Source organism: Gymnodinialimonas ulvae (assembly GCF_037543845.1).
Classification (GTDB): Bacteria; Pseudomonadota; Alphaproteobacteria; order Rhodobacterales; family Rhodobacteraceae; genus Gymnodinialimonas; species Gymnodinialimonas ulvae.
In genome coordinates, this window is record NZ_JBBIFX010000003.1 from 87,934 (window position 1) to 114,571 (window position 26,638).

29 protein-coding genes and 1 tRNA gene are annotated in these 26,638 nt (G+C 62.2%); 9 read left to right on the forward strand and 21 right to left on the reverse strand.

Annotated features, from left to right (window positions below):
- Positions 1-28: 28 nt before the first annotated feature.
- Positions 29-757 carry an SDR family oxidoreductase gene (locus V8J83_RS14255; protein ID WP_339987097.1) on the forward strand — a complete coding sequence of 243 codons (729 nt, stop codon included), beginning with the start codon at positions 29-31 and terminating at the stop codon, positions 755-757.
- 137 nt (positions 758-894) lie between these two features.
- On the opposite strand, the gene V8J83_RS14260 is transcribed toward V8J83_RS14255, so the two are convergent.
- The 3 genes from V8J83_RS14260 to V8J83_RS14270 are packed head-to-tail and all read right to left on the reverse strand — an operon-like array spanning position 895 to position 2,972.
- Positions 895-1,281 (reverse strand): nuclear transport factor 2 family protein, encoded by a 387-nt coding sequence (locus V8J83_RS14260; RefSeq protein WP_339987098.1) that lies wholly within the window; start codon positions 1,279-1,281, stop codon positions 895-897.
- 6 nt (positions 1,282-1,287) lie between these two features.
- Positions 1,288-2,040, reverse strand: coding sequence for a TIGR02186 family protein (locus tag V8J83_RS14265; protein ID WP_339987099.1), 753 nt, complete (start codon positions 2,038-2,040; stop codon positions 1,288-1,290).
- Positions 2,041-2,048: 8 nt separating this feature from the next.
- Positions 2,049-2,972, reverse strand: coding sequence for a sulfite exporter TauE/SafE family protein (locus V8J83_RS14270; RefSeq protein ID WP_339987100.1), 924 nt, complete (start codon positions 2,970-2,972; stop codon positions 2,049-2,051).
- A 245-nt stretch (positions 2,973-3,217) separates the two neighbouring features.
- Here V8J83_RS14270 and V8J83_RS14275 point away from each other — a divergent pair, with 245 nt between their 5' ends.
- Together V8J83_RS14275 and V8J83_RS14280 are read left to right on the forward strand one after the other, a co-directional pair.
- Positions 3,218-3,757, forward strand: a complete 540-nt coding sequence (locus tag V8J83_RS14275; RefSeq protein ID WP_339987102.1) for an RNA polymerase sigma factor — start codon at positions 3,218-3,220, stop codon at positions 3,755-3,757.
- Positions 3,754-5,790 carry a vWA domain-containing protein gene (locus V8J83_RS14280; protein WP_339987103.1) on the forward strand — a complete coding sequence of 679 codons (2,037 nt, stop codon included), beginning with the start codon at positions 3,754-3,756 and terminating at the stop codon, positions 5,788-5,790. Before V8J83_RS14275 ends, V8J83_RS14280 begins: the two co-directional genes overlap by 4 nt.
- Positions 5,791-6,092: 302 nt before the next feature.
- Here the strand turns inward: V8J83_RS14280 and V8J83_RS14285 are convergent.
- A tRNA-Ala gene (locus V8J83_RS14285) sits at positions 6,093-6,168 on the reverse strand.
- Positions 6,169-6,253: 85 nt separating this feature from the next.
- A complete protein-coding gene (locus V8J83_RS14290; RefSeq protein ID WP_339987104.1) occupies positions 6,254-6,595 on the reverse strand; it encodes a TIGR02300 family protein in 342 nt (113 codons plus the stop codon).
- Positions 6,596-6,694: 99 nt separating this feature from the next.
- On the opposite strand from V8J83_RS14290, the gene V8J83_RS14295 reads away from it, so the two are divergent.
- On the forward strand, positions 6,695-7,411 hold the full coding sequence (locus V8J83_RS14295; RefSeq protein WP_339987105.1) for a M48 family metallopeptidase: 717 nt from the start codon (positions 6,695-6,697) through the stop codon (positions 7,409-7,411).
- Position 7,412: 1 nt separating this feature from the next.
- Complete coding sequence (locus V8J83_RS14300; RefSeq protein ID WP_339987106.1) at positions 7,413-8,066, forward strand: GntR family transcriptional regulator; 654 nt, start codon at positions 7,413-7,415, stop codon at positions 8,064-8,066.
- Between the two features lie 181 nt (positions 8,067-8,247).
- On the opposite strand, the gene lpdA is transcribed toward V8J83_RS14300, so the two are convergent.
- The 16 genes from lpdA to V8J83_RS14380 form a co-directional block, all read right to left on the reverse strand.
- Entirely contained in the window at positions 8,248-9,636 is a 1,389-nt protein-coding gene (gene lpdA / locus V8J83_RS14305) for a dihydrolipoyl dehydrogenase (protein ID WP_339987107.1), read from the reverse strand.
- Between the two features lie 138 nt (positions 9,637-9,774).
- On the reverse strand, positions 9,775-10,188 hold the full coding sequence (locus tag V8J83_RS14310; RefSeq protein ID WP_339987108.1) for an MAPEG family protein: 414 nt from the start codon (positions 10,186-10,188) through the stop codon (positions 9,775-9,777).
- Between the two features lie 51 nt (positions 10,189-10,239).
- Positions 10,240-10,767, reverse strand: a complete 528-nt coding sequence (locus V8J83_RS14315) for a peptide-methionine (R)-S-oxide reductase (protein ID WP_339987109.1) — start codon at positions 10,765-10,767, stop codon at positions 10,240-10,242.
- An 89-nt stretch (positions 10,768-10,856) separates the two neighbouring features.
- Positions 10,857-11,414, reverse strand: a complete 558-nt coding sequence (locus tag V8J83_RS14320) for a hypothetical protein (protein ID WP_339987110.1) — start codon at positions 11,412-11,414, stop codon at positions 10,857-10,859.
- Positions 11,415-11,417: 3 nt separating this feature from the next.
- Positions 11,418-12,920, reverse strand: coding sequence for a 2-oxoglutarate dehydrogenase complex dihydrolipoyllysine-residue succinyltransferase (odhB, locus tag V8J83_RS14325; protein WP_339987111.1), 1,503 nt, complete (start codon positions 12,918-12,920; stop codon positions 11,418-11,420).
- A gap of 6 nt (positions 12,921-12,926) precedes the next feature.
- Positions 12,927-15,881 carry a 2-oxoglutarate dehydrogenase E1 component gene (locus V8J83_RS14330; protein ID WP_339987112.1) on the reverse strand — a complete coding sequence of 985 codons (2,955 nt, stop codon included), beginning with the start codon at positions 15,879-15,881 and terminating at the stop codon, positions 12,927-12,929.
- A 94-nt stretch (positions 15,882-15,975) separates the two neighbouring features.
- Positions 15,976-16,566, reverse strand: a complete 591-nt coding sequence (locus V8J83_RS14335) for a hypothetical protein (RefSeq protein WP_339987113.1) — start codon at positions 16,564-16,566, stop codon at positions 15,976-15,978.
- 39 nt (positions 16,567-16,605) lie between these two features.
- Positions 16,606-17,487 (reverse strand): succinate--CoA ligase subunit alpha, encoded by an 882-nt coding sequence (gene sucD / locus V8J83_RS14340; RefSeq protein WP_339987114.1) that lies wholly within the window; start codon positions 17,485-17,487, stop codon positions 16,606-16,608.
- A gap of 36 nt (positions 17,488-17,523) precedes the next feature.
- Complete coding sequence (locus tag V8J83_RS14345) at positions 17,524-18,081, reverse strand: hypothetical protein (protein ID WP_339987115.1); 558 nt, start codon at positions 18,079-18,081, stop codon at positions 17,524-17,526.
- A gap of 3 nt (positions 18,082-18,084) precedes the next feature.
- Complete coding sequence (locus V8J83_RS14350) at positions 18,085-18,621, reverse strand: succinyl-CoA synthetase subunit beta (protein ID WP_339987116.1); 537 nt, start codon at positions 18,619-18,621, stop codon at positions 18,085-18,087.
- The gene (locus tag V8J83_RS14355; RefSeq protein WP_339987117.1) at positions 18,618-19,280 is read right to left on the reverse strand and encodes a hypothetical protein; all 663 of its coding nucleotides are present in this window, start codon (positions 19,278-19,280) and stop codon (positions 18,618-18,620) included. The genes V8J83_RS14350 and V8J83_RS14355 overlap by 4 nt, the downstream gene beginning before the upstream one ends.
- 51 nt (positions 19,281-19,331) lie before the next feature.
- Positions 19,332-20,525 carry an ADP-forming succinate--CoA ligase subunit beta gene (sucC, locus tag V8J83_RS14360; RefSeq protein ID WP_339987118.1) on the reverse strand — a complete coding sequence of 398 codons (1,194 nt, stop codon included), beginning with the start codon at positions 20,523-20,525 and terminating at the stop codon, positions 19,332-19,334.
- A 203-nt stretch (positions 20,526-20,728) separates the two neighbouring features.
- A complete protein-coding gene (locus tag V8J83_RS14365; protein WP_339987119.1) occupies positions 20,729-21,595 on the reverse strand; it encodes a LicD family protein in 867 nt (288 codons plus the stop codon).
- Positions 21,592-22,050 carry an adenylyltransferase/cytidyltransferase family protein gene (locus V8J83_RS14370; RefSeq protein ID WP_339987120.1) on the reverse strand — a complete coding sequence of 153 codons (459 nt, stop codon included), beginning with the start codon at positions 22,048-22,050 and terminating at the stop codon, positions 21,592-21,594. The genes V8J83_RS14365 and V8J83_RS14370 overlap by 4 nt, the downstream gene beginning before the upstream one ends.
- A gap of 154 nt (positions 22,051-22,204) precedes the next feature.
- Positions 22,205-23,167 carry a malate dehydrogenase gene (gene mdh, locus V8J83_RS14375; protein WP_339987121.1) on the reverse strand — a complete coding sequence of 321 codons (963 nt, stop codon included), beginning with the start codon at positions 23,165-23,167 and terminating at the stop codon, positions 22,205-22,207.
- Between the two features lie 116 nt (positions 23,168-23,283).
- Positions 23,284-23,589, reverse strand: a complete 306-nt coding sequence (locus tag V8J83_RS14380) for a hypothetical protein (RefSeq protein ID WP_339987123.1) — start codon at positions 23,587-23,589, stop codon at positions 23,284-23,286.
- A gap of 282 nt (positions 23,590-23,871) precedes the next feature.
- Between V8J83_RS14380 and V8J83_RS14385 the strand changes: the two genes are divergently transcribed.
- Genes V8J83_RS14385 through V8J83_RS14400 form a run of 4 tightly spaced genes read left to right on the forward strand, consistent with a single transcriptional unit; the run spans position 23,872 to position 26,530 of the window.
- On the forward strand, positions 23,872-24,729 hold the full coding sequence (locus V8J83_RS14385; RefSeq protein WP_339987124.1) for an HpcH/HpaI aldolase/citrate lyase family protein: 858 nt from the start codon (positions 23,872-23,874) through the stop codon (positions 24,727-24,729).
- Entirely contained in the window at positions 24,729-25,295 is a 567-nt protein-coding gene (locus V8J83_RS14390; RefSeq protein ID WP_339987125.1) for an NnrU family protein, read from the forward strand. Before V8J83_RS14385 ends, V8J83_RS14390 begins: the two co-directional genes overlap by 1 nt.
- Before the next feature lie 3 nt (positions 25,296-25,298).
- Positions 25,299-25,502: a DUF1737 domain-containing protein gene (locus V8J83_RS14395; protein WP_339987126.1), complete on the forward strand. Its 204-nt coding sequence runs from the start codon at positions 25,299-25,301 to the stop codon at positions 25,500-25,502.
- Positions 25,499-26,530 (forward strand): MaoC family dehydratase, encoded by a 1,032-nt coding sequence (locus V8J83_RS14400; RefSeq protein WP_339987127.1) that lies wholly within the window; start codon positions 25,499-25,501, stop codon positions 26,528-26,530. The genes V8J83_RS14395 and V8J83_RS14400 overlap by 4 nt, the downstream gene beginning before the upstream one ends.
- Positions 26,531-26,638 lie beyond the last annotated feature (108 nt).

The window sequence follows — 26,638 nt, forward strand, 5'->3', positions numbered from 1 at the left end:
TCATCCCGTTTGGCCCGACGGAGGTCCCATGCAAACCATCTTCATCACCGGCGCAAGCTCCGGCATCGGACGCGCCACCGCCGAGCTGTTCTTGCAAAACGGCTGGCGCGTGGGCCTCTTCGCACGGCGCGCCGCACCGTTGGAGGACCTCGCCCGCACCCATGAAAACGCCCTCGCCCTGCCCGGCGATGTCACCGATCTGGCGCAGGTCGAACAGGCCATCGCAACACTGGTCGCCCACTGGGGCAGGCTCGATGCGATCTTCAACAATGCGGGCATTTTTACCCCCCAGGGCACCATCGACGAGGTCGACGTAACCGATTGGCATCAAAGCGTTTCCGTCAATCTGACGGGCATGTTCAACACCGCGCGCGCCGCGTTTGCGCAGATGCGCGCGCAGGATCCCCAAGGCGGGCGCATCATCAACAACGGCTCGCTCTCGGCGCATACCCCGCGCGAGGGAAGCCTGTGCTACACGACCACAAAACACGGCGTCACGGGCCTGACCAAAACGCTGGCACTCGATGGCCGCCCGTTCAACATCGCCACCGGTCAGATCGACATCGGCAACGCCCGCACCGAGCTTGTCGATACACTCAACGATCGTCTCGTCGCCGACGGCAAGCAGCCCCTGCCGATGATGAACGTCGATCACGCCGCACAATCCGTCCTCCACATGGCCACCCTCCCCCTCGGCACCAACGTGCTGTTCCAGACCGTGATGGCCACGACCATGCCCTACGTGGGCCGCGGCTGATCGCGCGCCCGGCGCCCGCAACGCTTCTCGCAGCGCCCCCAAACGACTAAAAATCATGCTCGACAAAATCCAAACGAAAATCGGTTAAGCATTTGAAGTCAAAGGCTTGACCCCATTGCTCAACCTTGAGAAGCTGCTCACCCGCTCGGCAAACGCACCCAGCCCCGCCGCCACTCCGGCGCCTCGAACGGGTCCGGCCAGAACTCGCGCTGTAACGCGATCAACTCGCCGCGCACCGTGTGGAACGTGATCGCCGTGGCGTGCAGATCGCCATCACTGATCGCCACCTCGGTCACGATCTGATCCCCCTCCCCCACGATCCGGCGCAGGTCAAAGGTCCAAGGCCCGCTCGCCGGATAGGCGGTGTTCAGCGCGGCAAAATTCTCCCGCCCCTCGACGATCTCGCCTGATTGCGGCCATTGCAGGCGGAAATCCTCGGTCAGGTACAGGCTCGCCACGTGGAAATCATTGCTGGCCATCGCCTTCCAGAAGCGACGCACAACGGTTTGGGCCGCGGCCGACACCGCGCCTCAGGCCCGGATATAGCGGAACACGGCCGACGCAAGCCACCCCGCCGCAATCGCAATGGCAAGCGACAGAATGCCGTAAATCAAAGGCCGCTCATGGGCGAGATTGTAGATAAACCGTTCCAAACCAACCTTCCGCACCGCGATATCCTGCTCATACACGTCAAGGACCACGCCCCCACGCGTTAAGAATATGCGCGTCCGGTAGTCGCCTTCAACAAGGTTTGCAGGCAAACGCACTGACGTGTCGAACAAGGTTTCGTTACGCAAGGTCACGCCGCCCTCGTTCAACTGGTACAATTCCTCGGATTCCCGGATACGGATCAAGGCGTTGGTGAAGTCTTCGGGATGCGCCACACCGACACCAACCGCCCGGATCGCGCGCGGAATCGACACCCTGTGGCGCAGGTCTTCCACCTGCGTCAACACCTCCGACAACGTGCCAGTCGCAGCCACCGCGTAAAAAGAGGGCGCTTCGTCTACTTCGATGGCATCCGTGTTCACCCAGATCCCGAACCGCCGGTCCTTGCGACGCACCGCCACTGCCTGCGCCGGTCCCTCGATGGTGATGATGACCTCCAAATCCCCCTCCGGCGACGGCGCATCGCGCTCCACTGCGCCAAAAATCAGGATCTCGGAGCCTGCAAAATTCGCAGTGATGTTGATCGCATCGCGGCTCAACCCGGCCACAACCGTCTCCGCCCGCACCGGCAGGCAAACTGCAAGGAGGGCCGCAAGCCCGAGGAGCGCTTGCACCCCGCCCCTCAATGCCCCGCCCCCGCACCGATGGAATAAAGCTCCGACGGCATGACCAGAAGGTCAAAGGCCAGCTTGCCGCAGACCGCCAACACCATGACTGCCAACAGAATGCGCAATTGCTCGGCCTTCAAACGCGTCCCGATCCGCGCGCCGATCTGCGCCCCCACAACACCGCCCACCAAGAGCAGAACCGCCAGAACCATGTCGACGGTGTAATTCGTCGTGGCATGCATCAGCGTCGCAAACCCGGTCACGAAGATGATCTGAAACAGCGAGGTTCCGACCACAACCTTGGTCGGCATCCCCAGAAGGTAGATCATCGCGGGCACCATGATGAACCCGCCGCCGACCCCCATGATCGCCGCCAAAACGCCCACGAACAGGCCCACCACAAGCGGTGGGATCACCGAAATATAAAGCCCCGACGTACGAAACCGCATCTTGAACGGCAGCGCATCCATCCAGCCGCGCGTGCGCCGTTTCGGCATCTGCGCCGGACCCGTGGCGCGCGATTTACGGATCGCGTTCAGGCTCTCGACGAACATCAGCAGCCCGATGATGCCCAGGAACACCACGTAGCAAAGCTTCACCAGCAGATCGACCTGCCCGATCGCGGTCAGCATCGCAAAGACCTGCACGCCGATGGCCGCCCCGACAAGGCCGCCGATCAACAAGACGACCCCCATCGTCAGGTCCACCGTCTTTCGCTTGAAATGTGCCAGCACGCCCGAAAACGACGACGCCACGATCTGGTTCGCTTCGGTCGCCACCGCAACCGCGGGCGGGATGCCGATGAAGAACAACAGCGGCGTCATAAGGAACCCGCCGCCGACACCGAACATCCCCGACAGGATTCCGACCAGCCCCCCCAACCCCAGCAAAAGGAACGCGTTAACGCTCACCTCGGCGATGGGTAGGTAGATCTGCATCGGTTTCGGGCTTTCGTTTAATCGTCCTGCGTTTACCCCGCCGCACGGGGCTTGGCACTGCGGCACCGTGGTCAGATGCGGCAGGTAAGGCCGTGTGGGACGCAGGGCCCTTCACGTCAAGGTTTAAGTGAGACGCAAGATCTCAGTTTCGGCCCGTCGCGCGACACGCCCCGAGCCGCACCAAAAAACATTGCCTCCGACCCAAGGATCGCCCCACGGCGCGCGTCATAGGGTATGATATGCGGATGGATGTAAGCGACGAAGATCTGGCCCTTGCGGCCGCCGGTGGCGACGCAACCGCGTTCGAGCTTTTGCTCGGACGGGTCTATGACCGCCTCTTCGCGTTGTGCTTTCGCCTCACCGGCAGCCGCGCCGAGGCCGAAGATCTGACCCAGGACATCTGCCTCGCCCTGCCCGGCAAGCTGGCGGGATTTCGGGGCGACGCCAAGGTGACCACTTGGCTTTACCGCGTGGCGGTCAATGCGGCGAGCGACCGGCGGCGACGCGCGGCCAGCTATGCGCGCGCCACCGAGGGTTGGTCGGATATCGAGATCGACCGCACGCGATCGGCGATCGAAACCGCCGAAGCGCACGATTGGCTGACCCGCGCCATGGCTGTGCTCAGCCCGACGTTACGGGACACGCTGGCGCTGGTTCTTGACGGCATCACTCAGGTCCAGGCCGCCGAAATCCTTGGCGTATCGGAGGGCACGATTGCATGGCGCGTCGCCGAAGCGAAGAGGAAATTGCGTGATATGAAAGCGTTAGAGGAGGCGGGGCCATGACCTCGGACACCGACCTGAAGGACCTGAAACGCGCCATGGACGCGGCTTTGCCCGCGCCCGATGCCGTGCGCAAAGCCGCCAACCTCGCGCAGGCGCAGGCGGTGTTTGCCCGAACCCAAGGATCACGCGATGCCGTGCGTCAAAGCTCCGACCCTTCCCCCAAGACGGGCTTTTTCAAAGGAGCTTTCGATATGCTGTTCACCCGCACCACCGGCGCTTTGAGCGCAACCACGGCCTTGGTTGCCATGGGCGTCCTGATCCTCAGCCCCGCGGGTCAAAACCTGCTGCGCGGCCCCGACCTCGCCCTGTCGCCATCGGCCCCGGAGGTCGCACCGCGCGCAGAGCCTGCAGTTTCGACGCCCTCGCCGATCCTCAGCCCCAACGCCCCGCTCAACACTGGCACAGCAGACGGCGATATCGCAGCATCGCCCGCGCCGAGCATGCGCCTTGAAGAAAGTCCCGGCGTTGCCATCGACGGCGCGTTCGGCACGCTCGCCCCGGGCGACACCGGCGATGGACTTGACGCCGAGGCGCGAACCGGGCGCCGTTCCGGCGTTGGGGCCGCACTCTCCGGCAGTGCTCAGATGGCCGCGCCCGCGCCCGCTGATGTCGCTTTGCCATCTGCGCCCAACTCCGAAGCCTTCGCCAATGCCGATGCCAACCCTGTGCAGGTTGTCACGGAAAACCCGGTCTCCACCTTTTCAAGCGATGTGGATACGGCCTCCTACGCGTTCGTCCGCGCCGCCCTCAACCGCGGTGAGCTTCCCCCGCCAGAGGCCGTGCGCATCGAGGAAATGCTGAACTATTTTCGTTATGATCTGCCCGCCCCGGACGCGGACGACCTTGGCCCGTTCCGCCCTACCGTGAGCGTGTTCGAGACCCCCTGGAACCCCGACACGCAGCTGGTTCATATCGGTATACAGGGCGCGCGTCCCGCCATCGAAGATCGCCCGCCGCTCAACTTGGTGTTCCTCATTGACACCTCCGGGTCGATGAACGACCCCACCAAACTGCCGCTTCTTATCCAGTCCTTCCGCCTGATGCTCGACCGGCTCGACGCGCAAGATCAGGTCGCCATCGTCACCTACGCGGGTAGCGCGGGTATCGCCCTCGATCCGACCGCGGCCGGTGAAACCGACACGATTTCCGCCGCACTTTCGACCTTGCAGGCGGGCGGATCCACCAATGGCGTCGGCGGACTCGAAGCGGCCTATGATCTGGCCGCCCGCATGACCGGCGAGGGCGAAGTCTCCCGCGTGATTCTGGCCACCGACGGCGATTTCAACGTCGGCCTCAGCGACCCCGACGCGCTCGAAACCTACATCAGCACGCAGCGCGACACCGGCATCTACCTCTCCGTCCTCGGCTTCGGACGGGGCAATCTGCAAGACGACACGATGCAGGCGCTGGCGCAAAGCGGCAATGGCACCGCGGCCTATATCGACACCCTGCACGAGGCGCAGCGCGTGCTTGTCGACCAGATGTCCGGCGCGCTGTTCCCGATCGCCGATGACCTCAAGATCCAGCTCGAATTCAATCCCGCCGCGATCGCCGAGTACCGCCTGATCGGCTATCAAACGCGCGGTCTCGCGCGCGAGGATTTCGCCAACGACGCCGTCGATGCGGGCGAACTGGGCGCGGGGCATTCCGTCACCGCGATCTACGAGGTCACGCCCGTAGGCTCGCCCGCCACGCTGGTCGCGCCGCTGCGGTACGGGGCCGATGAAACCCCGGACGCGGGCGATGCGGATGAATTGGGCTTTCTATCTCTGCGGTGGAAAGCGCCGGGACAGGACGAAAGCCAAATCGTGGACCTCGCCATTCCCGCAGCCCCCGCCGACCCCGGCCAGGAGGCGCAATTCGCCGCCGCCATCGCGGGCTTCGGCCAACTTCTGCGCGACGATGCGTTCCTCGGCGACTGGACCTACGCCGACGCCATCGCTTTGGCCAACGCCAACCGCGGCGATGACCCATTCGGCGACCGGAACGAAGCCGTGCAACTGATGCGCTTGGCGGAAAGCCTGTCGCGGTGAAGGAGCCTTGTGTGCATGCAAAGGTTGAACCTGCGAGGGTTCATCCGCTTGCCCTCTCTCTCGGGAGCTTTTCCTTGAAAAGCCCCTGTCGGGCGACGCGGCACATCTGTCGAAAACCGGCTTGCCCTCTCGGGAGCTTTTTCTTGAAAAGCCCCTGTCGGGCGACGCGCTTTTTGCTTTGCAAAAAGCGCTTGGTGGAGCCTAGCGGGATCGAACCGCTGACCCAAGCGTCCCGCAAGGGCGCAAGGGTCAGGCGCTGCCAGCAAAGCGCCACAGGTGCAAAATGCGAAACTGAGGGAATTTGGTGGAGCCTAGCGGGATCGAACCGCTGACCTCCTGCATGCCATGCAGGCGCTCTCCCAGCTGAGCTAAGGCCCCATCGGTGGTGCGGTGTAAGGCCGGGCGACGCACCGTGCAAGCGAAAAAATCACCCCACGCGGCGCCATTCCGACCTTACCCCAAATCAGTCGTCGTCGCCCCCATCGGCGGCAACATCGGCCAGATCATCCAACGCGACGGTATCCTCGTCGTCATCATCCAGCACGTCATCATCATCGATATCGGCATCGGCTTCTGCTTCGATGTCGAGGTCGTCCTCAAGGACCAGTTCCTCTTCCTCGGCCTCCGCTTCCTTGGCTTTCGTCGCGGCTTTGTCGGCGACGAGGCTCTGCGCGCCGCCTTTGCCGGTCTCAAGCACGACAACCTCACCCGTATACGGGCTGACGATCGGACTCGCGCCCAGATCATAGAAACGTTTTCCGGTGGTCGGGCAGACGCGTTTAACGCCCCATTCCTCTTTGGGCATGACACCCCCTTGCATAATCGGTATCGCGGGATGCGGTCACCTGACATAGTGTTGGGGGACTGTCAAAGGCTTTCCCCAAACCCGCCTGAGAGGTGTCATTTGGCAACGCGCCCGCCCGTTTCAACCCATGTGCTGCCTGGCAATCCGCCGGTGGAGGTTCTGCTGCGCCGCAATGCGCGGGCCAAACGGTTTTCCCTCCGCGTCAGCCGGGCGGATGGGCGCGTCTCGCTCAGCCTTCCGACATGGGCCCCCGAGGCCGAAGCGCTGGCGTTCCTGCGCGCGCGCGAAGACTGGGTGCGCCAACATCTCGACGGCGCGGCCGATGTCAAATCCGCCCGGATCGGCGTGCAAATCCCCGTGTGTGGTGTACCGCGTGATATCGTGGCCGGGGTGGGCCGGGCCGCGCGGTTCGTGGATGGGCGGATCGAAGTGCCCGAAGGCCCCCGCGAAGCCCCCCGCATCAAGGCTTTGCTCACCGCGATGGCGCGCGATCGCCTCAGTGCCGCGGTCACCCAACATGCCGCAAATCTTGGCCGTCCCTTTGGCCGGATTACCCTGCGTGACCCGCGGTCGCGCTGGGGCAGCTGTTCGTCGAAGGGCGATCTGATGTTTTCATGGCGGCTGATCATGGCCCCGCCCGAAGTGCTCGATTACGTGGCCGCCCATGAGGTCGCGCATCTGGCCGAGATGAACCATTCCGCCCGCTTCTGGGCGGTGTGCCGCAGGCTCTGCCCCGACACCGACACACACCGCCGCTGGATCAAGCAACGCGGTGCCGACCTCTTGGCCTGGCGCTTTGATGGAGATCCCACCTGACATGTTGATGAACCCCCGACCGACCGAGACCGGCGCCGCCGTGGCCCATGACCGTGTCTACCGCGCCCTGCGTTCGCGCATCATGTATGGTGAGGTTGGCCCCGGTGAGGCGATGACCCTGCGCGGATTGGGCCGCGAATTCGGCGTCTCGATGACCCCCGCGCGCGAGGCCGTGCGCCGTCTGGTGAGTGAGGGGGCGTTGTTTTTGTCGACCTCGGGCCGGGTTTCAACGCCCGAGTTGTCGAATGAACGGATCGAGGAATTGGCCGCCCTGCGCGCCCTGTTGGAGCCCGAGCTCGCCACCCGTGCCCTGCCCCGCGCCCACCCCGCCCTGATCGAGCGGATGGAGGCGATCAACGCCCAGGTCGCGCAGGTCATCGCACGCCGCGACGCGGTCGGATACATCCGCACCAACCTCGAATTTCACCGCACCCTCTATTTGCGCGCACAAGCCCCCGCGATGCTGGCGCTGGCGGAAACCGTCTGGTTGCAAATGGGGCCCACCATGCGCGCGCTTTACGGACGGCTCGGCCGCACCGAAGCGCCCCCGCACCACAAGCTGATCCTCTCTGCGTTGCAGGCCGGGGATGAGCCGGGGCTGCGCCTGGCTCTGCGGGCCGATGTGACCCAGGGCCTGCGGCTTCTGGCGAACTGAGAGAGCGGGGGGGGGGAGGGGGCATCGCCTCTGCCGCGTGGCCCGCCTTACTGTGCGCCGTGGCGGTGCCTGCCGGATCTCAAAACCTTAATATCGGGTTAACAGAAACCTGAAAACCGCCTTCAATCAAATGCTTGACCCCGGGTTGCAACCTTGCAACCCGGGGTCAACAGCCCCGATCTTACGAATGGATCGGCCCATCCCCGCACGCCAGCGCTGCCTCGCGGACGGCTTCCGAATAGGTCGGATGCGCATGGCACGTCAGCGCCAGATCCTCCGCCGACGCGCCGAATTCCATCGCCACGCAGACCTCATGGATCAAGTCTCCCGCCATCGGCCCAATGATATGCGCGCCCAAAATGCGGTCGGTGTCCTTGTCCGCCAGAATTTTCACAAACCCGTCGCCCGCAAAGTTCGCCTTTGCACGTCCGTTGCCCATGAAGCTGAACTTGCCGACCTTGTAGGCCCGGCCCGCCTCTTTCAGGCTCTCCTCGGTCTCACCCACGGTTGAGACTTCGGGATGCGTGTAGATCACGCCGGGAATGACCCCGTAATTCACATGTCCATGCTTGCCCGCAACCACTTCGGCAGCCGCCATCCCCTCATCCTCGGCCTTATGCGCCAGCATCGGCCCCTTGATTGCATCGCCAATCGCCAGCACCCCGTCCACGGACGTCCGATACTGCCCGTCGACCTCGATCTGCCCGCGCTCCGACATCTTCACGCCAAGCGCCTCAAGCCCCAGCCCATCGGTGAACGGCTTGCGGCCCGTCGCCACCAGCACCACATCGGCATCCAGCACTGCCTCGCTGTCATCCTTGCGCAGCTTGTAAGTGACCTTCGCCTTGGTCTTGCTGGCCTCCACCTTCTGAACCGCAGCCCCAAGCGTGAAGCTCAATCCCTGCTTAGTCAAAAGCTTCTGGAACTGTCGCGACACCTCCGCATCCATGCCCGGCGTGATGTGGTCGAGGAATTCCACCACCTGCACCTGCGTCCCGAGACGCGCATATACCGACCCCAGCTCGAGCCCGATCACACCAGCCCCGATCACCACCATCTTCTTGGGGATCTTGGGCAGGCTCAGCGCGCCTTCGCTGTCCACCACAACCTTCTGATCGATCTCGATCCCCGGCAGGCTCGACGGCTCGGACCCGCTTGCCACGATGATGTGCTTGGCCTCGTGCACCTCATCGCCCACTTTCACCTTGCCAGCCTCCGGGATCGAGCCCCAGCCTTTCAACCAATCGATCTTGTTCTTCTTGAATAGAAACTCGATGCCCTTGGTGTTTTGACCGATTACGTCGTCCTTATAGGCAAGCATTTGGATCCAATCGACGGACGGCGATTTTCCCTTCAGGCCCATCTTGGCAAAGTTGTGCTCCGCCTCGTGCAGCTGGTGGCTGGCATGCAAAAGCGCCTTCGACGGAATGCAGCCGATGTTCAAACAGGTGCCCCCCAACGTCTCGCGCCCTTCCACGCACGCGGTCTTCAACCCCAGCTGCGCACAGCGGATGGCGCAGACATAGCCGCCGGGACCGGAGCCGATTACGATGACATCATAGCTGGACATGGGGGCCTCCTGTGCCGCGTGGTCTTTGCGGTGACCCTATGAAGCGGAACGGTCCGCAACAACCCAAAGTTGCGGATCGCGCCCGCGTGTCGCGGAAAAAACCGGGCTTATGGACAGGGTGTGATCACAAATCGGAAATCAAGCGATCAGGGCGGCCAAAACCATGGCAATCGTCGCGCCAAACCCGACAAACCAGATGAAACTGCGCCATGGCACCCAGCCAAAGGCATAGGCCGGCACATATAGAATCCGCGCTGCAAGGTAGATCCACGCGCAGGCGGCGGTGAACGTCGTGGATTGCGCACCGAGTGTCACCACGACAACAGCAATGGTGAACAGGATCAATGCCTCGAAATGATTGTTCATCGCACGGATCAACCGCCCCGTGCGCGCGCTCACCTGCTCCGCGATCGCACCGCCGGATCGCCCCGCATCGCGCGGGGACAGGGTCTTGCCCGTGCCAACTTCAAGGTTCGTCGGAACAGCCATCAGCGCGAATTGAATGGCTTGCAGCAAAGCAGCAAGCGCAAGGACGGTCAGTTCAGGGGTCATGCGTGCCTCCACTCTCCATGAGGGCGCTATGTGACCCAATCCGGCGCGCGGTCAACCGGAACGATCAGCGGCAAAGGTCAGGCTGGCGCCGTTGATACAATGCAGCATCTCGCCCTGAACGATCAGGTAATGGCCCAGATGACTGCCGCAGCGGCGGCAATGCACCTCGGTCACCTGGCGGACCTCTTCGATTTCGGTCTCCGACATCTGCGCGGGCCATTCGTCGATATCCATCAAGACGGAATTCGGACGGGCATGGTGATAGAACACCCAGCCGATCAGGCGCAGCGTTTTCTGGGCGCTGTCATAGATCGTCAAATCGCAGCCCTTGCAATGATAATGGCCGGCCTCCTCCGTCTCCCAAAACTCCGAGGAAAAGCGCGGCTCGGTCCCATTTTCCCGCATGATGCGGTGTTCGTCCTCGGTCAGCATCGCGCGCCATTCCTCTTCGGTGCGGGTGACCTCATAGATGAAGTCCTCGCTGCCCGGCGGGGCTGTGTGGGCTTTGGCCATCGGGGCGGCCAGTGCGGTGGCCGCGGCGGTCCCGAGGAAAGCCCGGCGGTTCGGGTGGTGTGTCATGGGCGTGTCTCCTTGTCCTGCTGAGACCGTGACACGCGGAGGCGATCACTGGGAAAACACGAGGGTGCGAGGTGCCGGGGATGTGAGGCTCACTTAGCTTCAGCCAACCAATCGCGGTAGGGCTGCCACCAAGCGGAACATGCAAACCGAGTACAGTCCAACGGCGGCAATTGACCGATCTTCGAGATCTGGAGGATTTCTTCGCCCCTCACCGAACAACGTCTACAATCGGAGAAGTGCGATGGTGAAATACGAAGCTCGTTGAAACCATTTGCCAACGCAAGTTGGACAGTTTCTGCCTTCAGCAAAGCAAACATTGCGCGCGTAAGCGTGGCGGCATGTGCACGCAGCGGCTCCTTTAGACCATTCACGGTGAGTTGGGAGTAAGCCTCTTCCGAAAAATTGGAGTTCCGTCGTATTCCAAGTGACTTCTTTCTCTCTTTTGAAATTTGGGTGCCTTGCTTGCGGAACTCTAGCGCCACTTGTTCGGGCCCCAACACACGCGCTTCGCTCAACATCGCGACGAGCGAAGAACAAGATGTTTCGTTGAGCAAACCAAGGGCGGAAATGGCTTCGCTCGCAAAATCGGCATCTTCCGCATGGCATAGGTCTTGACCATTGAAGAGGATGCCGATTTCTTTTGGCATCCCTCACAAATCCATGAGCAAGCGCCGCGGATCTTCCAGCGCTTCTTTCACACGCACAAGGAACGTCACCGCGCCCTTGCCGTCGACGATCCGGTGGTCATAGGACAGGGCCAAATACATCATCGGACGGATCACGATCTCGCCGTTCACAACCATCGGGCGGTCCTGGATCTTGTGCATGCCCAGGATACCGGATTGCGGCGGATTCAGGATCGGCGACGACATCAACGAGCCATAGACCCCGCCGTTGGAGATGGTGAAGGTGCCGCCCTGCATTTCGGCCATCGACAGTTTGCCGTCGCGGGCGCGGGCGCCTTTTTCACCGATTGCCTTTTCGATGTCGGCGAAGCTCATCGCATCAGCGTCGCGGATCACCGGCACGACGAGACCCTGCGGCGTGCCTGCGGCGATGCCCATGTGGACAAAGTTCTTATAAACGATTTCCTGCCCGTCGATCTCGGCATTCACCTCCGGCACCTCGCGCAGCGCATGCACGCAGGCCTTGGTGAAAAACGACATGAAACCAAGCTTGACACCGTGCTTCTTCAGGAACAGGTCTTTGTATTCGTTGCGCAATTCCATTACCGCGCCCATGTCGACCTCATTATAGGTCGTCAGGATGGCTGCCGTATTCTGCGCATCCTTCAGGCGGCGCGCGATGGTCTGGCGCAGGCGGGTCATCTTGACGCGCTCCTCGCGGGAGGCATCCTCCGCCGGGCTCGGCGCACGGGGCGCAGCGGCCGGTGCAGGCGCGGGCGACGGGGCCGGAGCAGCCGCCGCCTTCATCACGTCTTCCTTCATGATCCGCCCATCCCGGCCAGAGCCCTGAACCTGATCGGCGCCCAGACCCTTCTCGGCCATCATCTTTTCAGCTGCAGGCGCATTGGCCACGTCCTTGCCATCGCCGGCCCGTTGCGAGGAGCCGACGGCAGGTGCAGGCGCCGAAGAGGCCCCGGTTGCCACCGCGCCACCAATCACCGCCAGCTTGGCCGATGCCTCGACCGTCGAGCCCTCGGGCGCGAGGATTTCCGACAGCACCCCGGCTGCAGGCGCGGGCACTTCGACGGAGACCTTGTCCGTCTCCAACTCGCACAACATCTCGTCCTGCGCGACGGTATCGCCGACCGCCTTGAACCACGACGAGACCGTCGCTTCGGTTACGCTTTCCCCCAGCGTTGGCACCATGACATCCACCGCATCGCCCGACGCGGCGGGCGCATCAGACGCCGCGGCCTTCTTCGCCGGAGAGGGGGCAGGCGCCGCGCCCGCGCCTTCCGTCAATGTGGCCAACAACGCATCGACCCCGACCGTGTCGCCTTCCGCAGCCACGATCTCGCCCAACGTACCCGCAGAGGGCGATGGCACTTCGACGGTGACCTTGTCGGTCTCCAATTCACATAACATCTCGTCCACCGCCACGGCGTCACCGGGCTTCTTGAACCAGGTCGCGACGGTCGCCTCGGTGACGCTTTCCCCAAGCGTTGGCACACGGATTTCTACGGACATGTCTGATTATCCTTCGATGGTCAGCGCGCTGTTCACCAGCGCCGCTTGTTGGGATTTGTGGGCGGAGGCCAGGCCCGTAGCGGGCGAGGCGCTTGCGTTGCGGCCCGCGTAGCGCGGGCGGGTGTGCTTGGCCTTGATCCGGGTCAGCACCCATTCAAGGTTCGGTTCGATGAACGACCACGCGCCCTGATTTTTCGGCTCTTCCTGACACCAGACCATCTTCGCGCCCTTGAACCGTTCAAGCTCCTTGGTCAGGGCCAGTGCCGGGAAGGGATAAAACTGCTCGAGCCGAAGCAAATAGACATCATCGATCGCGCGCGCGTCGCGTTCTTCCAGAAGATCGTAGTAGACCTTCCCCGAACAGATCACGACCTGCTTGATCTTGTCGTCGGGCTTCAACTTGGTGTCCGAATTGCCCTTTTGCGCATCGTCCCACAGGCAACGATGGAAGCTTGATCCGGTGGTGAAATCCTCCGCCTCGCTGATCGCCATCTTGTGGCGCAACAGCGATTTCGGCGTCATCAGGACCAGTGGCTTGCGGAAATCGCGATGGATCTGACGGCGCAGGATATGGAAGTAATTCGCCGGCGTCGTGCAATTGGCGATGATCCAATTGTCCTCGGCGCACATCTGTAGGAACCGCTCAAGCCGGGCCGATGAATGCTCTGGCCCCTGCCCTTCAAAGCCGTGCGGCAGCAACATCACAAGACCGGACATCCGAAGCCATTTGCGCTCACCCGATGAGATGAACTGATCGAACATGATCTGCGCGCCGTTGGCGAAATCCCCGAACTGCGCCTCCCAAAGCGTCAGAGCATTCGGCTCGGCCAGCGAATAGCCGTATTCGAACCCAAGCACGGCATATTCCGACAGCATCGAGTCGATCACTTCGTAATGCGCCTGCCCGTCGCGGATGTGGTTGAGCGGGTAATACCGTTCTTCCGTCGCCTGATCGATCAGGCCGGAATGGCGCTGACTGAACGTGCCGCGGGTCGAATCCTGCCCCGACAGGCGCACCGGATAGCCTTCGGTCATCAAAGAGCCAAACGCCAGCGCCTCCCCCGTGGCCCAGTCGAACCCTTTTCCGGTCTCGAACATCTGCTTCTTCGTCTCAAGCAGACGACCCACAGTCTTGTGCAAACTGAACCCGTCCGGCGCGGTCGTCAGCGCGCGACCGATTTCGGCGAAGGTCTCGGGTTTGATCGACGTCGTGCCGCGATCATAGATTGTCTCGTCCTTGCGATCGAGGTGCGACCACCGCCCGTCCAGCCAATCTGCCTTGTTGGGTTTGTAATCCTTGCCCGCTTCGAACTCGTCATTCAGGTAGCTCTGGAACGCTGCCTTCATGTCTTCGATCTCGCCCTCGGGGATCAGACCATCCTGGACCAAACGCTGCGTATAAAGCGCCAGGGTCGTTTTATGACCCTTGATCTTCTTATACATGATTGGGTTGGTGAACATCGGCTCGTCACCCTCGTTATGGCCGAACCGGCGATAACAGATGATGTCGATGACAACGTCCTTGTGGAACATCTGGCGGTATTCGGTCGCCACACGTGCGGCGTGCACCACAGCCTCCGGATCATCGCCGTTCACATGGAAAATCGGCGCCTCCACCATCAGCGCGATATCCGTCGGATAGGGCGACGAGCGGCTGAAATGCGGCGCGGTCGTAAACCCGATCTGGTTGTTGACCACGATATGCATCGTGCCGCCGGTCTTGTGCCCCTTCAGGCCCGACAGTCCGAGCCCTTCGGCCACCACACCCTGCCCCGCAAACGCAGCATCCCCATGCAGAAGGATGCCCATGACCCGCGTGCGCTCCGTATCGCCCTTCTGGTCTTGTTTCGCGCGCACCTTGCCCAGAACCACCGGATTCACGGCCTCAAGATGCGACGGGTTCGCCGTCAGCGACAGGTGCACGTTGTTGCCGTCGAATTCCCGGTCACTCGACGCACCAAGGTGGTATTTCACATCGCCCGAACCGTCGACATCCTCGGGCTTGAACGACCCGCCTTGAAATTCGTTGAAGATCGCGCGGTAGGGCTTGCCCATCACGTTAGCCAGAACGCTCAGGCGGCCCCGGTGCGGCATCCCGATCACGATCTCTTCGAGACCCAGCGCACCGCCGCGCTTGATGATCTGCTCCATCGCGGGGATCAGGCTTTCGCCCCCATCAAGGCCAAACCGCTTCGTACCCATGTATTTGACATGCAGGAATTTTTCGAAGCCCTCGGCCTCGACCATCTTGTTCAAAATCGCCTTCCGGCCATTCTTGGTGAACTGGATTTCCTTGCCGTATCCTTCGATCCGTTCCTTCAGCCAAGAGGCCTGAACCGGGTCCGAGATATGCATGTATTGCAGCGCGAAGGTGCCGCAATACGTGCGCCGCACGATCTCGAGGATCTGGCGCATCGACGCCATCTGCAAGCCCAACACATTGTCGATGAAGATCGGCCGGTCCATGTCGGCGTCCGTGAAGCCATAGGACTTCGGATCAAGCTCGGGATGCGGCGTCTGATCACGCATGCCAAGCGGGTCAAGATCGGCCACAAGGTGCCCCCTGATCCGGTAGGCGCGGATGATCATCAGCGCCCGGATGCTGTCCAACACTGCGCGCTGGATCTGATCGTCGGTCAACTCGACCTTCGCGTCCTTGGCCTTATCGGCGATCTTTTTGCCCGCCGAAATGGCTTCCTCGACCGGCCATTCTCCGGTCAAAGCCGCGGTCAGATCATCGCCCGGAACCGGCGGCCAATCGCGCCGCGCCCAGGACGGCCCCTCCGCCTCGGCCGGGGCTGCGTCCGCGTCACCCAACGTCTTGAAGAAGTCGGCCCAGGCCGCATCCACGGCATTGGGATCGTTGGCATATTGCGCGTAAAGCTGCTCCAGATATTCGGCATTGTGCCCCTGCATGAAGCTGGAGGCATGGAACTGGTCGTTCGCGGATTGGTCGGTCATGTCAGGTCTCCCATAGGGCGCAGCGTTTGCAACAGGCGGCGGCACCGGGTCTCGGGGCGGATGCCGATGACGGGCAGGATGGATGCGGCGCGGATCATTGGCTCACCACCAGAAAGCCTGCGGCGCGACGCGGAGCGGGCATCAACGTGTCCCACGCGGATGACAGGACGGAGCCGGACGAAACCCCGCCCCGCCCGATCCTGTAGGTGGTGTATGCCCCATAATTCGATGAATAGTCGCGACGCGTGGTCAGCGGGATCTCGGGCAGCGGGGCGCCCACTCCAAACGCGATTGAACAGCCGGGCGCCCCATCGAGCAAGCTGAGACTGACCATGAGGTCCCGGGTGGCATTGGCAAAGCTTTGTTGGGTCTGGTCGTCGCGGAACATCTGCCCGGAGGCGGCCAGATCGCGAAAGGAGTGGTAGGTTTCGACCAGGCCGTCGCCACCAAATTGCAACTCGCTCATTGCGATATGGGCCACCTGCGCCTCGACCCAGAGCGGGTCTTGCGGTTGGGTTCGGCTATAGCCGAGCGCCTCGATAGTGGCGACGCGTTCCTCGAACCCCATGCGCCCTTCGGCACAGGCGCTGATGAGGTCGGCCAAGTCACTCGCCGCAGCCGGCAGGGTCAGCCCTGCCGGAATGACGATTGCGGCCAGGCCCATACGCTTGATCTTCCAAAGCAAGGCGGATGCCCGGGATATGATGCGCCGCAAGTCCATGGATCAGCCAATCGCCTCAAGCACCGCTTCACCCAGCGTGGCCGGGCTGTCGGCGACCACGATCCCGGCGCTTTTCATCGCCTCGATCTTGTCTTCCGCGCCGCCTTTGCCGCCTGCCACGATGGCACCGGCATGGCCCATCCGGCGGCCCGGAGGTGCCGTGCGGCCCGCGATGAAGCCCGCGACCGGCTTCTTGCGGCCCTTCTTGGCTTCATCGGCCAGAAATTGCGCCGCTTCCTCTTCGGCAGAGCCGCCAATCTCGCCAATCATGATGATCGACTGCGTCTCGTCATCGGCGAGGAACCATTCCAGTACGTCGATATGCTCGGTGCCCTTGATCGGGTCGCCGCCAATACCCACGCAGGTCGATTGCCCAAGCCCCACATCGGTGGTCTGTTTGACGGCCTCATAGGTCAGCGTTCCAGACCGCGACACCACACCGACCGATCCCCGCTTGTGGATATGGCCCGGCATGATGCCGATCTTGCAGGCATCGGGCGTGATGATCCCAGGGCAGTTCGGCCCGATCAGGATGCTGCTCGATCCTTCGAGCGCGCGCTTGACCTTCATCATGTCGAGCACCGGAATGCCTTCGGTGATGCAACAGATCAGCTCCATCTCCGCATCGATCGCCTCAAGGATCGAATCCGCGGCGAAGGGCGGCGGCACATAGATCACCGACGCATTGGCTTCGGTCACAGCCTTGGCCTCATGGACCGAATTGAACACCGGCAGATCCAGATGGCTCATCCCGCCTTTTCCAGGCGTCACACCGCCGACCATCTTGGTGCCATAGGCGATGGCTTGCTCCGAGTGGAACGTGCCTTGAGAGCCGGTGAAGCCTTGGCAGATCACCTTGGTGTTTTCGTCAACGAGTACGGCCATTGGGGCCTCCTTGGGTCGTTTGTGTTCGGGAATGGGTCATGGGGCGCGGCGCAGCGGCGGGCCGCCATAGGCGATTGAATAACTGTGCAGCAGATCGATGAAGTCGGGCACCGGAATTTCGAGTTTCTGTTTCGGAAAGATCAAGACATGTACGCCGATGGCCGCATCGAAGGTGCGCGCCGCCTTGAACGCCGGTCCCTGATCCAGCGCGTCCAATGCCGCCTTGTCGATGGTGACCGACGCCCCCTGCAGGTAGCGATACCGCACGGTACCAACACTGCGGATCGCCGTCCATGGGATCACGCCCGCCGGCGACTGCAGCAGTCGTAACCCCTCCGACGACAGAACAAGCGTGGGCTCCGGATGCCCCGCCGCGCGCTTGCGCAACAGCAGAACCAGGATCAAGAGGCAAAAGGCGGACCATCCACCCCCCAGCCAAACCATCGACCAATCCCCATCGCGCAGCGCCATTGGAATGACCAGCACCCCGAGGCTTCCGACAGCAAGGATGCCAAGCAGCATCCCGATGGTGATCGGATGGGGAAAAATCACGTAATCCTGCGACGTGTCGATGGGCGGCAGTGTTTTCACCATAGGTCATTCCAACGGCTCCAACGGCATCAGCCGTTCGACGAAAAGAAACGTCTCAACCCCGTTCGGGCCGGGCCGCGTGCCCACATGCACCACAGCGATCCGGCGCGGGTTCAACTGCCGCGCCGCCAACAAAACAGTACTATCCACGGGCTGGTACCGGTCGGGCAAGGGCGCCTCGGTGCGGATGCCCTCCATCTCCAACCCTGCCACGGCAGCACTTGCCGCCAGTTCCGCGTGATCGCCGTCGAACGCCACCTCGCACCGCCGGTCGGTGCCCAAGGTCGCCGCGCGCCCGGTCACCTGCGAAGGCGCGACATCCGATAGCGGGTCGAGGTCATAGAAATCCACGCGCGCGCCCGTTGAGGCCAAGACCTCATCGGCCCGCGCAGCAGTCATGAACGGGCTGAAGCAATGCGATGCGAAGGCCGCGCTCGCCACATCCGGGATCGCGTCGTCGGCCTTGGCGATGCGTCCCGCGGCCAGGGATGCGAAGGTCGCAATCGCCACAAGATGCACGACGGTCCAGATAAGCCCCCTCATTGCGTCACCTTCCAATCCGAGCACGCCACAGCATCCGCAACCTCATCGCGGTGCCAAATCCCGAGCGACCGATACTGCAACGGCTTTTCCTCGAGGCTCATATCGGCAGGCAGGGTGTCCATCGTCTCGTGGATCATCTCCAGCGGCGCGGCAAAGTTGAACGGCTCCGCCATCGGGCTGAACGCGGCGTAGTTGCCATTCGTCGTCAGCGGCCGGTTCCGATCCAGATGATGCATGGTCATCAACAGATGCGGGATACCCGACGCCAGGAAATTCTCGAAAAACAACCACCGAAACTTGTGCTTGAGGTGGAACAGGCAATCCCGGCACATGATCATATCGGCCTTGGGCAACGGGTCACTAGTTATGTCGAGATGCACGAAACTGACACCGGGCCGCGCGTGGCGGGCCGTGTTGTCCTCCACAACCGGTGCCGCGATAACGCCACCGATGTAGGCCACATCGCTCAGGTCGACCTCCGACATCCAGTTCCAGTCGCCACATGGCGCATCCAGAAACGTCTTCACGCCATAGGTCTGAAACACATCCGGCAAGGCGTCGCGCAGTTTCCGGGTCGCCTCCATGGTCGAACCGGGGCCCGAACGGCTGCCCTCATCCGACCCGCGCCAGACTTTTTGCTCGAAAACATTTCGCAGCATCTTTCGCATGAGACGCCTCTGTCATTCCCGCCGTTCGCGCTCAGTCCGGCCTCAGCCCTTCACCGCCTTCACGATCTTCTCGGCCCCGTCCTTGAGGTCATCAGCCGCAATAACGTCCAGCCCGGAGCCATTGATGATCTCCTTGCCTTTCTCGACATTCGTGCCTTCCAGACGCACCACCAGCGGCATCTGCAACCCAACCTCTTTGACCGCCGCGATCACGCCCTCCGCGATGATGTCGCAACGCATGATGCCGCCGAAAATGTTGACAAAAATGCCCTTCACCTGCGGGTCGGAAGTGATGATCTTGAAGGCCTCGGTGACCTTCTCCTTCGTTGCACCGCCGCCCACGTCGAGGAAGTTCGCAGGCTCCGCACCGTAAAGCTTGATGATGTCCATCGTCGCCATCGCCAGGCCCGCGCCGTTGACCATGCAACCGATCTCACCGTCCAAGGCGATGTAGTTCAGGTCGAATTTCGACGCGGCCAGCTCCTTGGGATCTTCTTCCGTCTCGTCACGCAGCGCGGCGATATCAGCGTGCCGGTAGACCGCGTTGCCATCGAAGCCGACCTTTGCGTCAAGCACCTTCAGATCCCCGCCATCGGTCACGATCAGCGGGTTGATCTCCAACATCTCCATGTCCTTCTCGACGAAGGCATTGAACAGGATCCCCATCAGCTTCACGCATTGCTTGACCTGTTGGCCCTCAAGGCCAAGCGAAAACGCCACGCGCCGTCCATGATACGGCTGATAACCTGTGGCGGGATCAACGCTGAACGACAGGATCTTTTCGGGCGTCGCCGAGGCGACCTCCTCGATATCCATGCCGCCCTCGGTCGAGCAGACAAAGCTGATCCGGCTGGTCTGACGATCCACCAGAAGCGCCAGGTACATCTCGGTTTCGATGCCCGAGCCGTCTTCGATGTAGATCCGGTTGACCTGCTTGCCCGCCGGGCCGGTCTGATGCGTCACCAACGTGCGGCCAAGCATCTTCTTGGCCTCGTCCGCGGCCTCTTCGACCGACTTCGCCAGGCGCACGCCACCGGCCTCACCGGCATCGGCCTCCTTGAACTTGCCCTTGCCGCGTCCACCGGCGTGGATCTGCGCCTTCACAACCCAAAGTGGGCCGTCCATCTCGCCCGCGGCAGTCTTGGCGTCTTCCGCCTTCAAAACAACCCGCCCGTCCGAGACCGGAGCCCCATATTGCCGCAGAAGTGCCTTCGCCTGGTACTCGTGGATATTCATGGGATCGGTCCGTTCGTTGAGTCACGTTCCCTCTGGATAAGCACAACTTTTGATTGCAAGAAACGAAAAAGAGCTGCCTTTACAGGGTTTCCGGCAAAAACCCGACATTTGTGATCACAGCCTGAAAAAGTGTGATCACAAATCTAGAAGCCGTCATGCCTTGATCGCGACTCAGCGCCGAACCATCCGCACGGCACCCTGTGTCAGACCTTCACCGCATCAAGGAACCCGGCGAACCTGGCGTTCGCCTCTTTCCAACCGAAGGTCCAGCCTTCGTTCGGCACCCGCCAACTATCCCCGTAGTTCGACGCAAGCATCGCCTCCGCGTCCGACGGCATCCCAAGGCCCGTCCCCGCATGATGCGAAAACGGCAAGACCTGCGCGCTCGTGAGCGTGCCAAACGTATGCGGATAGACAAACACGCGCTCCGTCTCGTCGATCCACGCCGGAAACAGGTCGACCCCAAACGGCCCGATCTTGTTCAGCTTCAGCGTCACCCCGCTCCACGTCGACCGCTCAACGCCGACACCCTCTGTGATCAACCTGTCACACAACGCAATCCACTCCTGCGCGGCATCCGCCTCGTTGCGGGCCGCAAGCAACACACCCAGATCAATGTCGTTGTCGTAATCCAGCAGCTTGCCTTCCCGCACCAACCCTAAAAGCGTGCCGGAGTTTGCAAACACCTCCAGCCCCAGCTCCGCCATCCGCGCCGCCAGAACGCGGCAATCGGCCATGACCGCATCCACATCCGCGCCGCGAAAGCTTTCGGTGAACGCGCTGCCATTGGGCAGGTAAAAGCCCAAATCATCCTCGACCAGCCGCAGGAATGCGTAATACTCCGCCTCCTGCCCCGCCTTCCGGCTCACCCGACTGAGCCGCGCAATCAACCGCTGCGTGGCAAACGCCTTGTTGCGTGTCGCGCAATGCAACACGATCCAAGCTTGCATCCATGCGATGTCATTTCGGTCGCGCACGGCCTCAAGCGCCTCGGAAAGCCGCGCGTATTCGTCCTTCTCAATACGACCCGCGCGCGCCTTGTCCCAAACCTCGGTCAGCAAACCGCTCATAGTGCCGCCGCCTTTTCACCAAGCGTTTCAATAAGATGCTTGATCTCGTCCAACTGGTCCGAGCGCAGCGCATCCATATACGTCTTCAACGAAGTGGTCGAAATGTCCTCCGTGCGCGGCAGGTAGACCACCTCGCACAGGTCGCCCAGATCATCGAACTTACCGCTCCAATCGTTTCCCATAGCAAAGATGTCGATCTTTTCGCGCCGGATATCCTCGCGCTTCTGAGCCCAATCATTCTCGGGCAAAACCGCGTCCACGTAGCGGCAAGCCGATAGGATCTCGACCCGCTGATCGTAGGGAATGACCGAGCTCTTGCCCTTGATCTCGTTGAACGCGTCGGTCGACACACAGACCGTAAGATGGTCGCCCAAGCCCGCCAATCGATGCAACAGGCGCACGTGGCCGATGTGGAACAGATCGAACGTTCCGTAGGTGATGACGCGTTTGGGCAAGATCTGCTCCGTGCCTTTATTTGTTTTGCCGAAGTAGACGCCAGCGCCTGCAACGGATCAAGGGCACCGCGCGGCGTTCTCCGCAAACCGTTGCCAACCGCGCACAAAAAAGCCGGGCACCCGGCCCGGCCTTTCCAATCCGATCAGGCGGGCGTCAGGCCAGCGTTTCGTCGATCTGCTTGCACGCATCAACCAAGCCCTTCACGGCCTCGACCGACGCGTCGAACATCGCTTGCTCATCCTTGTTGAGCTTGACCTCGACCACACGCTCGATGCCACCGGCGCCGATCACCGTCGGCACGCCCACATACATGCTTTTGAGGCCGAACTGTCCGTCACAATGCGCCGCACATGGCAGCACGCGTTTTTGGTCCTTGAGGTAGGCTTCCGCCATCTCGATGGCCGACGTCGCGGGCGCGTAGAATGCCGACCCGGTCTTCAGAAGGCCAACAATCTCGGCCCCACCGTCCCGCGTGCGCTGCACGATCTCGTCCAGCTTTTCCTGACTGGTCCAGCCCATCTCTACCAGGTCCGGCAGCGGAATACCGGCCACCGTCGAATAGCGCACCGACGGCACCATCGTGTCGCCATGCCCGCCCAGAACAAACGCCGTGACGTCCTTCATCGAGACGTCGAATTCTTCGGCCAGAAAATGGCGGAACCGCGCGCTGTCCAGAACGCCCGCCATGCCGCAAACTTTCGCATGCGGCAGGCCGCTGAACTCGCGCAGCGCCCAAACCATCGCATCCAGCGGGTTGGTGATGCAGATCACGAACGCATCCGGCGCGTTGTCGCGGATGCCTTCGCCCACCGACTTCATGACTTTAAGGTTGATCCCCAGAAGGTCATCGCGGCTCATCCCGGGCTTGCGCGGCACGCCCGCGGTCACGATACACACATCTGCCCCGGCGATATCGGCGTAATCGTTGGTGCCCTTCAGCTTCGCATCGAACTTCTCGGAGGGGCCGGATTCGGCAATGTCGAGCGCTTTGCCCTGCGGCACACCTTCGGCAATATCGAACAGGACGACATCGCCAAGTTCCTTCAATGCCGCAAGGTGGGCAAGCGTGCCCCCGATCTGTCCCGCGCCGATCAGCGCAATCTTCGGTCTGGCCATGTCTCTGGTCCTCGGTCCGGTGTTTCGGTCGGGCGGAGGGGTAGCCCCAGCCCGCCCCCGGCGCAAGGGTATGGAGCGCGGCGGATAGCCTCAACCAAAACGCGAGTGAGCGGGGTTTATAGGTCTTCGCCCGCCGCTTCGGGTGCCATCGTGGCGAAATGCTGACCCGCCGCCATCAGACAGGTGGTGCCGTTGGGCGAAGTGACCGTGATCGTCCAAGTCCCTGTTTCCTCAGAAACAAATACCTCGACAATCCGGTTTTGATGGGCGAGCCCCATGCCGCGCACTTCCTCGCCATAGCGGCCCGTCAACTCGTCCACGACCATCTCGCGTTGCCCGCAAAGCATCGTCTGCGCAGCCACGGATCCGGCCAGAAGCAGGGCCATCGTGGCAAAACCAATCGGTACGATTCTGTTCTTCATGTCGTCAGTCCCTAGTCAGGGGCGCGACGGAATGCTGCTCAAAGCAAAAGCAATTCAGCGCCCGGTTCCTCTTGGAACGACCTCCGAATGTGCAAGGCTCTGAAGGCCCTTGATCACACCACCTTGACGCGAAGAGGGTTAATTTCACGTGAAGCCGCCGCATTTTTTGTAGATTTGCCGCGAAATTTTCTTGCGTCATATTCTGCATTGCAGCAAGAGACTTGCGATTGCAGCGTGAATGTGGTCCCACAATAGAAACGACAGCAAGGATTCCACCGCGCCATGACCCGCCCCTTTCGCTCCGTGCTCTACATCCCGGCCTCCCGGCCCCGTGCGATGGAAAAGGCGAAAACGCTGCCCACCGATGCGATCATTTTCGACCTCGAAGATGCCGTCGCCATCGATGAAAAGGCCAACGCCCGCGCCCTTCTGACCGAAACGCTAACCCAAGGCGGCTTTGGCGCGCGCGCGCAGATCGTGCGCGTCAACGGCTTCGAGACCGATTGGGGCGCCGATGATCTGGCCACCATCGCCGGCGCCAAACCACAGGCCGTTTTGCTGCCCAAGGTCAACCGCGCCGCCGACATCGAAGCGCTGGCCAGGCTGCTCGACGCCAACCCCGACACCGCCGACACCCGCATCTGGGCCATGATGGAATCGCCGGAAGGCATCCTGAACGCCGCAGGAATCGCCGCCGCGCCGCGCATGGCGGGCTTCGTGATGGGCACCAACGACCTCGCCAAGGATCTTGGCGCACGCACCCGCGCGGCGATGCTGACCTCACTGCAGCTTTGCCTGCTGGCCGCCCGCGCCCATGGCCTGGTCTGCGTCGACGGCGTCTACAATGCCTTCCGCGACGAAGACGGCCTGGCGCGCGAATGCACCGAAGGCCGTGATTTCGGCTTCGACGGCAAGACCTTGATCCACCCGGCGCAATTGGCCACCGCGAACGCCATCTTCGCCCCGACGCCCGAGGAAATCGACCTCGCGCGGCGGCAGATCGAAGCCTTCGACCAAGCCCAATCCCGGGGCGAGGGCGTTGCGGTGGTGGACGGCAAGATCGTTGAAAACCTGCATGTCGCCACCGCCCGTGTCACGCTTGCCAAGGCCCGCGCCATCGCCGCGGCGGAGGCCGCGTGATGGGCTGGATCCTTCTGATCGCTGGCCTCGCGCTCTGGTACGGCGCGCATGTCTGGAAGCGCGTCGCGCCGTCCTCCCGCGCCAGTTTCGGCGACAAGGGCAAGGGTCTCGTCGCCGTGCTCGTCGTCGCGTCTATCGTGCTCATGGTCTTCGGCTACAAAAACGCCTTCGGCCCGGTCTGGTGGGGCCGTTCCGGCGCGCTCGTGGGCATCAACAACCTGCTGATGATCGTGGCCTTCTACATCTACGCCAGCGGCGCCACCCCGCCCGGCAAGCCGCGCAACCGGCTTGGCACCAAACTGCGTCACCCGCAATTGGTGGGCTTTTCGCTTTGGGCGTTTGCGCATTTGATCCCCAACGGCGATCTGGCCTCTTTCGTGCTGTTCGGCGGGCTGCTGATCTGGGCGCTTCTCGAAATCCGCCTGATCAACCGCTCCGAGCCCTCCTGGACCCCGCCCGAATGGGGCGGCCGGGCGTCGGAAATCCGCATCGCCGTGATCGGCTTTGTAGTGTTGGTTGTGGCCATGTTGATCCACCATTGGCTTGGCGTAACCCCCTGGGGATAAAAAATGAAAATCTACCGCCTGCTGACCGACGATGACACGTCGGCGTTTTGCCACAAGGTGTCCGAGGCGCTTGCCAAAGGGTGGGAGCTGCACGGCGATCCCACCATGACTTTCGACGCCGCGCGTGGCGCGGTCCGCTGTGGCCAGGCCGTCACAAAGGACATCGATACGCCCTACACACCAGACATGAAATTGGGCGCGCAATGAGCAAGACAAATTCCGGCTATTTCTTCGAAGACTACCACGTCGGCCAAGTCCTCAACCACGCCACACCGCGCACCCTCACGGAAGGCGACGTGGCGCTCTATCAGGCGCTCTATGGCCCGCGCTTCGCCATGCAAAGCTCGGCCCCCTTCGCCTCCCCCGGCCCTGTAACGCTGGTCCCGAAACTCGACGACCTGATCGTCTTCCATACGGTTTTCGGCAAGACGGTCCCCGATATCTCCCTCAATGCCGTGGCCAATCTGGGCTATGCCGAAGGCCGCTTTCTCGAACCCGTCGAAGTGGGCGATACGATCCGCTCTTCGTCCAAGGTCATCGGCCTGAAACAGAATTCCAACGGCAAAACTGGCATTGTCTGGGTGCGCACGACCGGGTTTGTCTCAGGCGATGTGCCAGTCCTGGACTATGTGCGCTGGGTCATGGTGCGCAAGCGTGATGCCGCAGCCCCTGCGCCGGACCCGCACGTGCCGGATCTGGCCAAAGCCGTCGACCCCGCGACACTGAAGGTGCCGGACTACGTCGATTGGTCAAACTATGACTTCGCCGCCGCTGGCGAACCGCACCGCTGGTCCGATTACGCAATCGGCGAGATCATCGACCATGTCGATGGCGTCACCCTGACCGATCCCGAACACATGATGGCCACGCGCCTTTGGCAGAACACCGCCAAGGTGCATTTCGACGTCACCGCCCGGCCCGATGGCAACCGCCTGATCTATGGCGGCCACATCATCTCGATGGCCCGCGCCCTGTCGTTCAACGGCCTCGCCAACGCGCAACTGATCGCGGGCATCAACGCCGGCGCCCATGCAAACCCCGCCATGGCCGGCGATACGATCTACGCCTGGTCCGAAGTGCTTGACCGCGCCGAAACGCCCAACGCCAATGTCGGCGCCCTCCGCCTGCGCCTTGTCGCGACCAAGGGCAAAGCGGGCGACCTGTGCGGCGAAGACGGCAAGTACTTGCCCGAGGTGCTGCTTGATCTGGATTACTGGGCGCTGATTCCACGCTAGCTCAGATTTGTGATCACACGCATCCGAACTGTGATCACACAAGACCATTCTGCGGCGTTAAGCCCCAATATCTCCACCGGAAAATGCAACCATAGCGCGTGACTACGC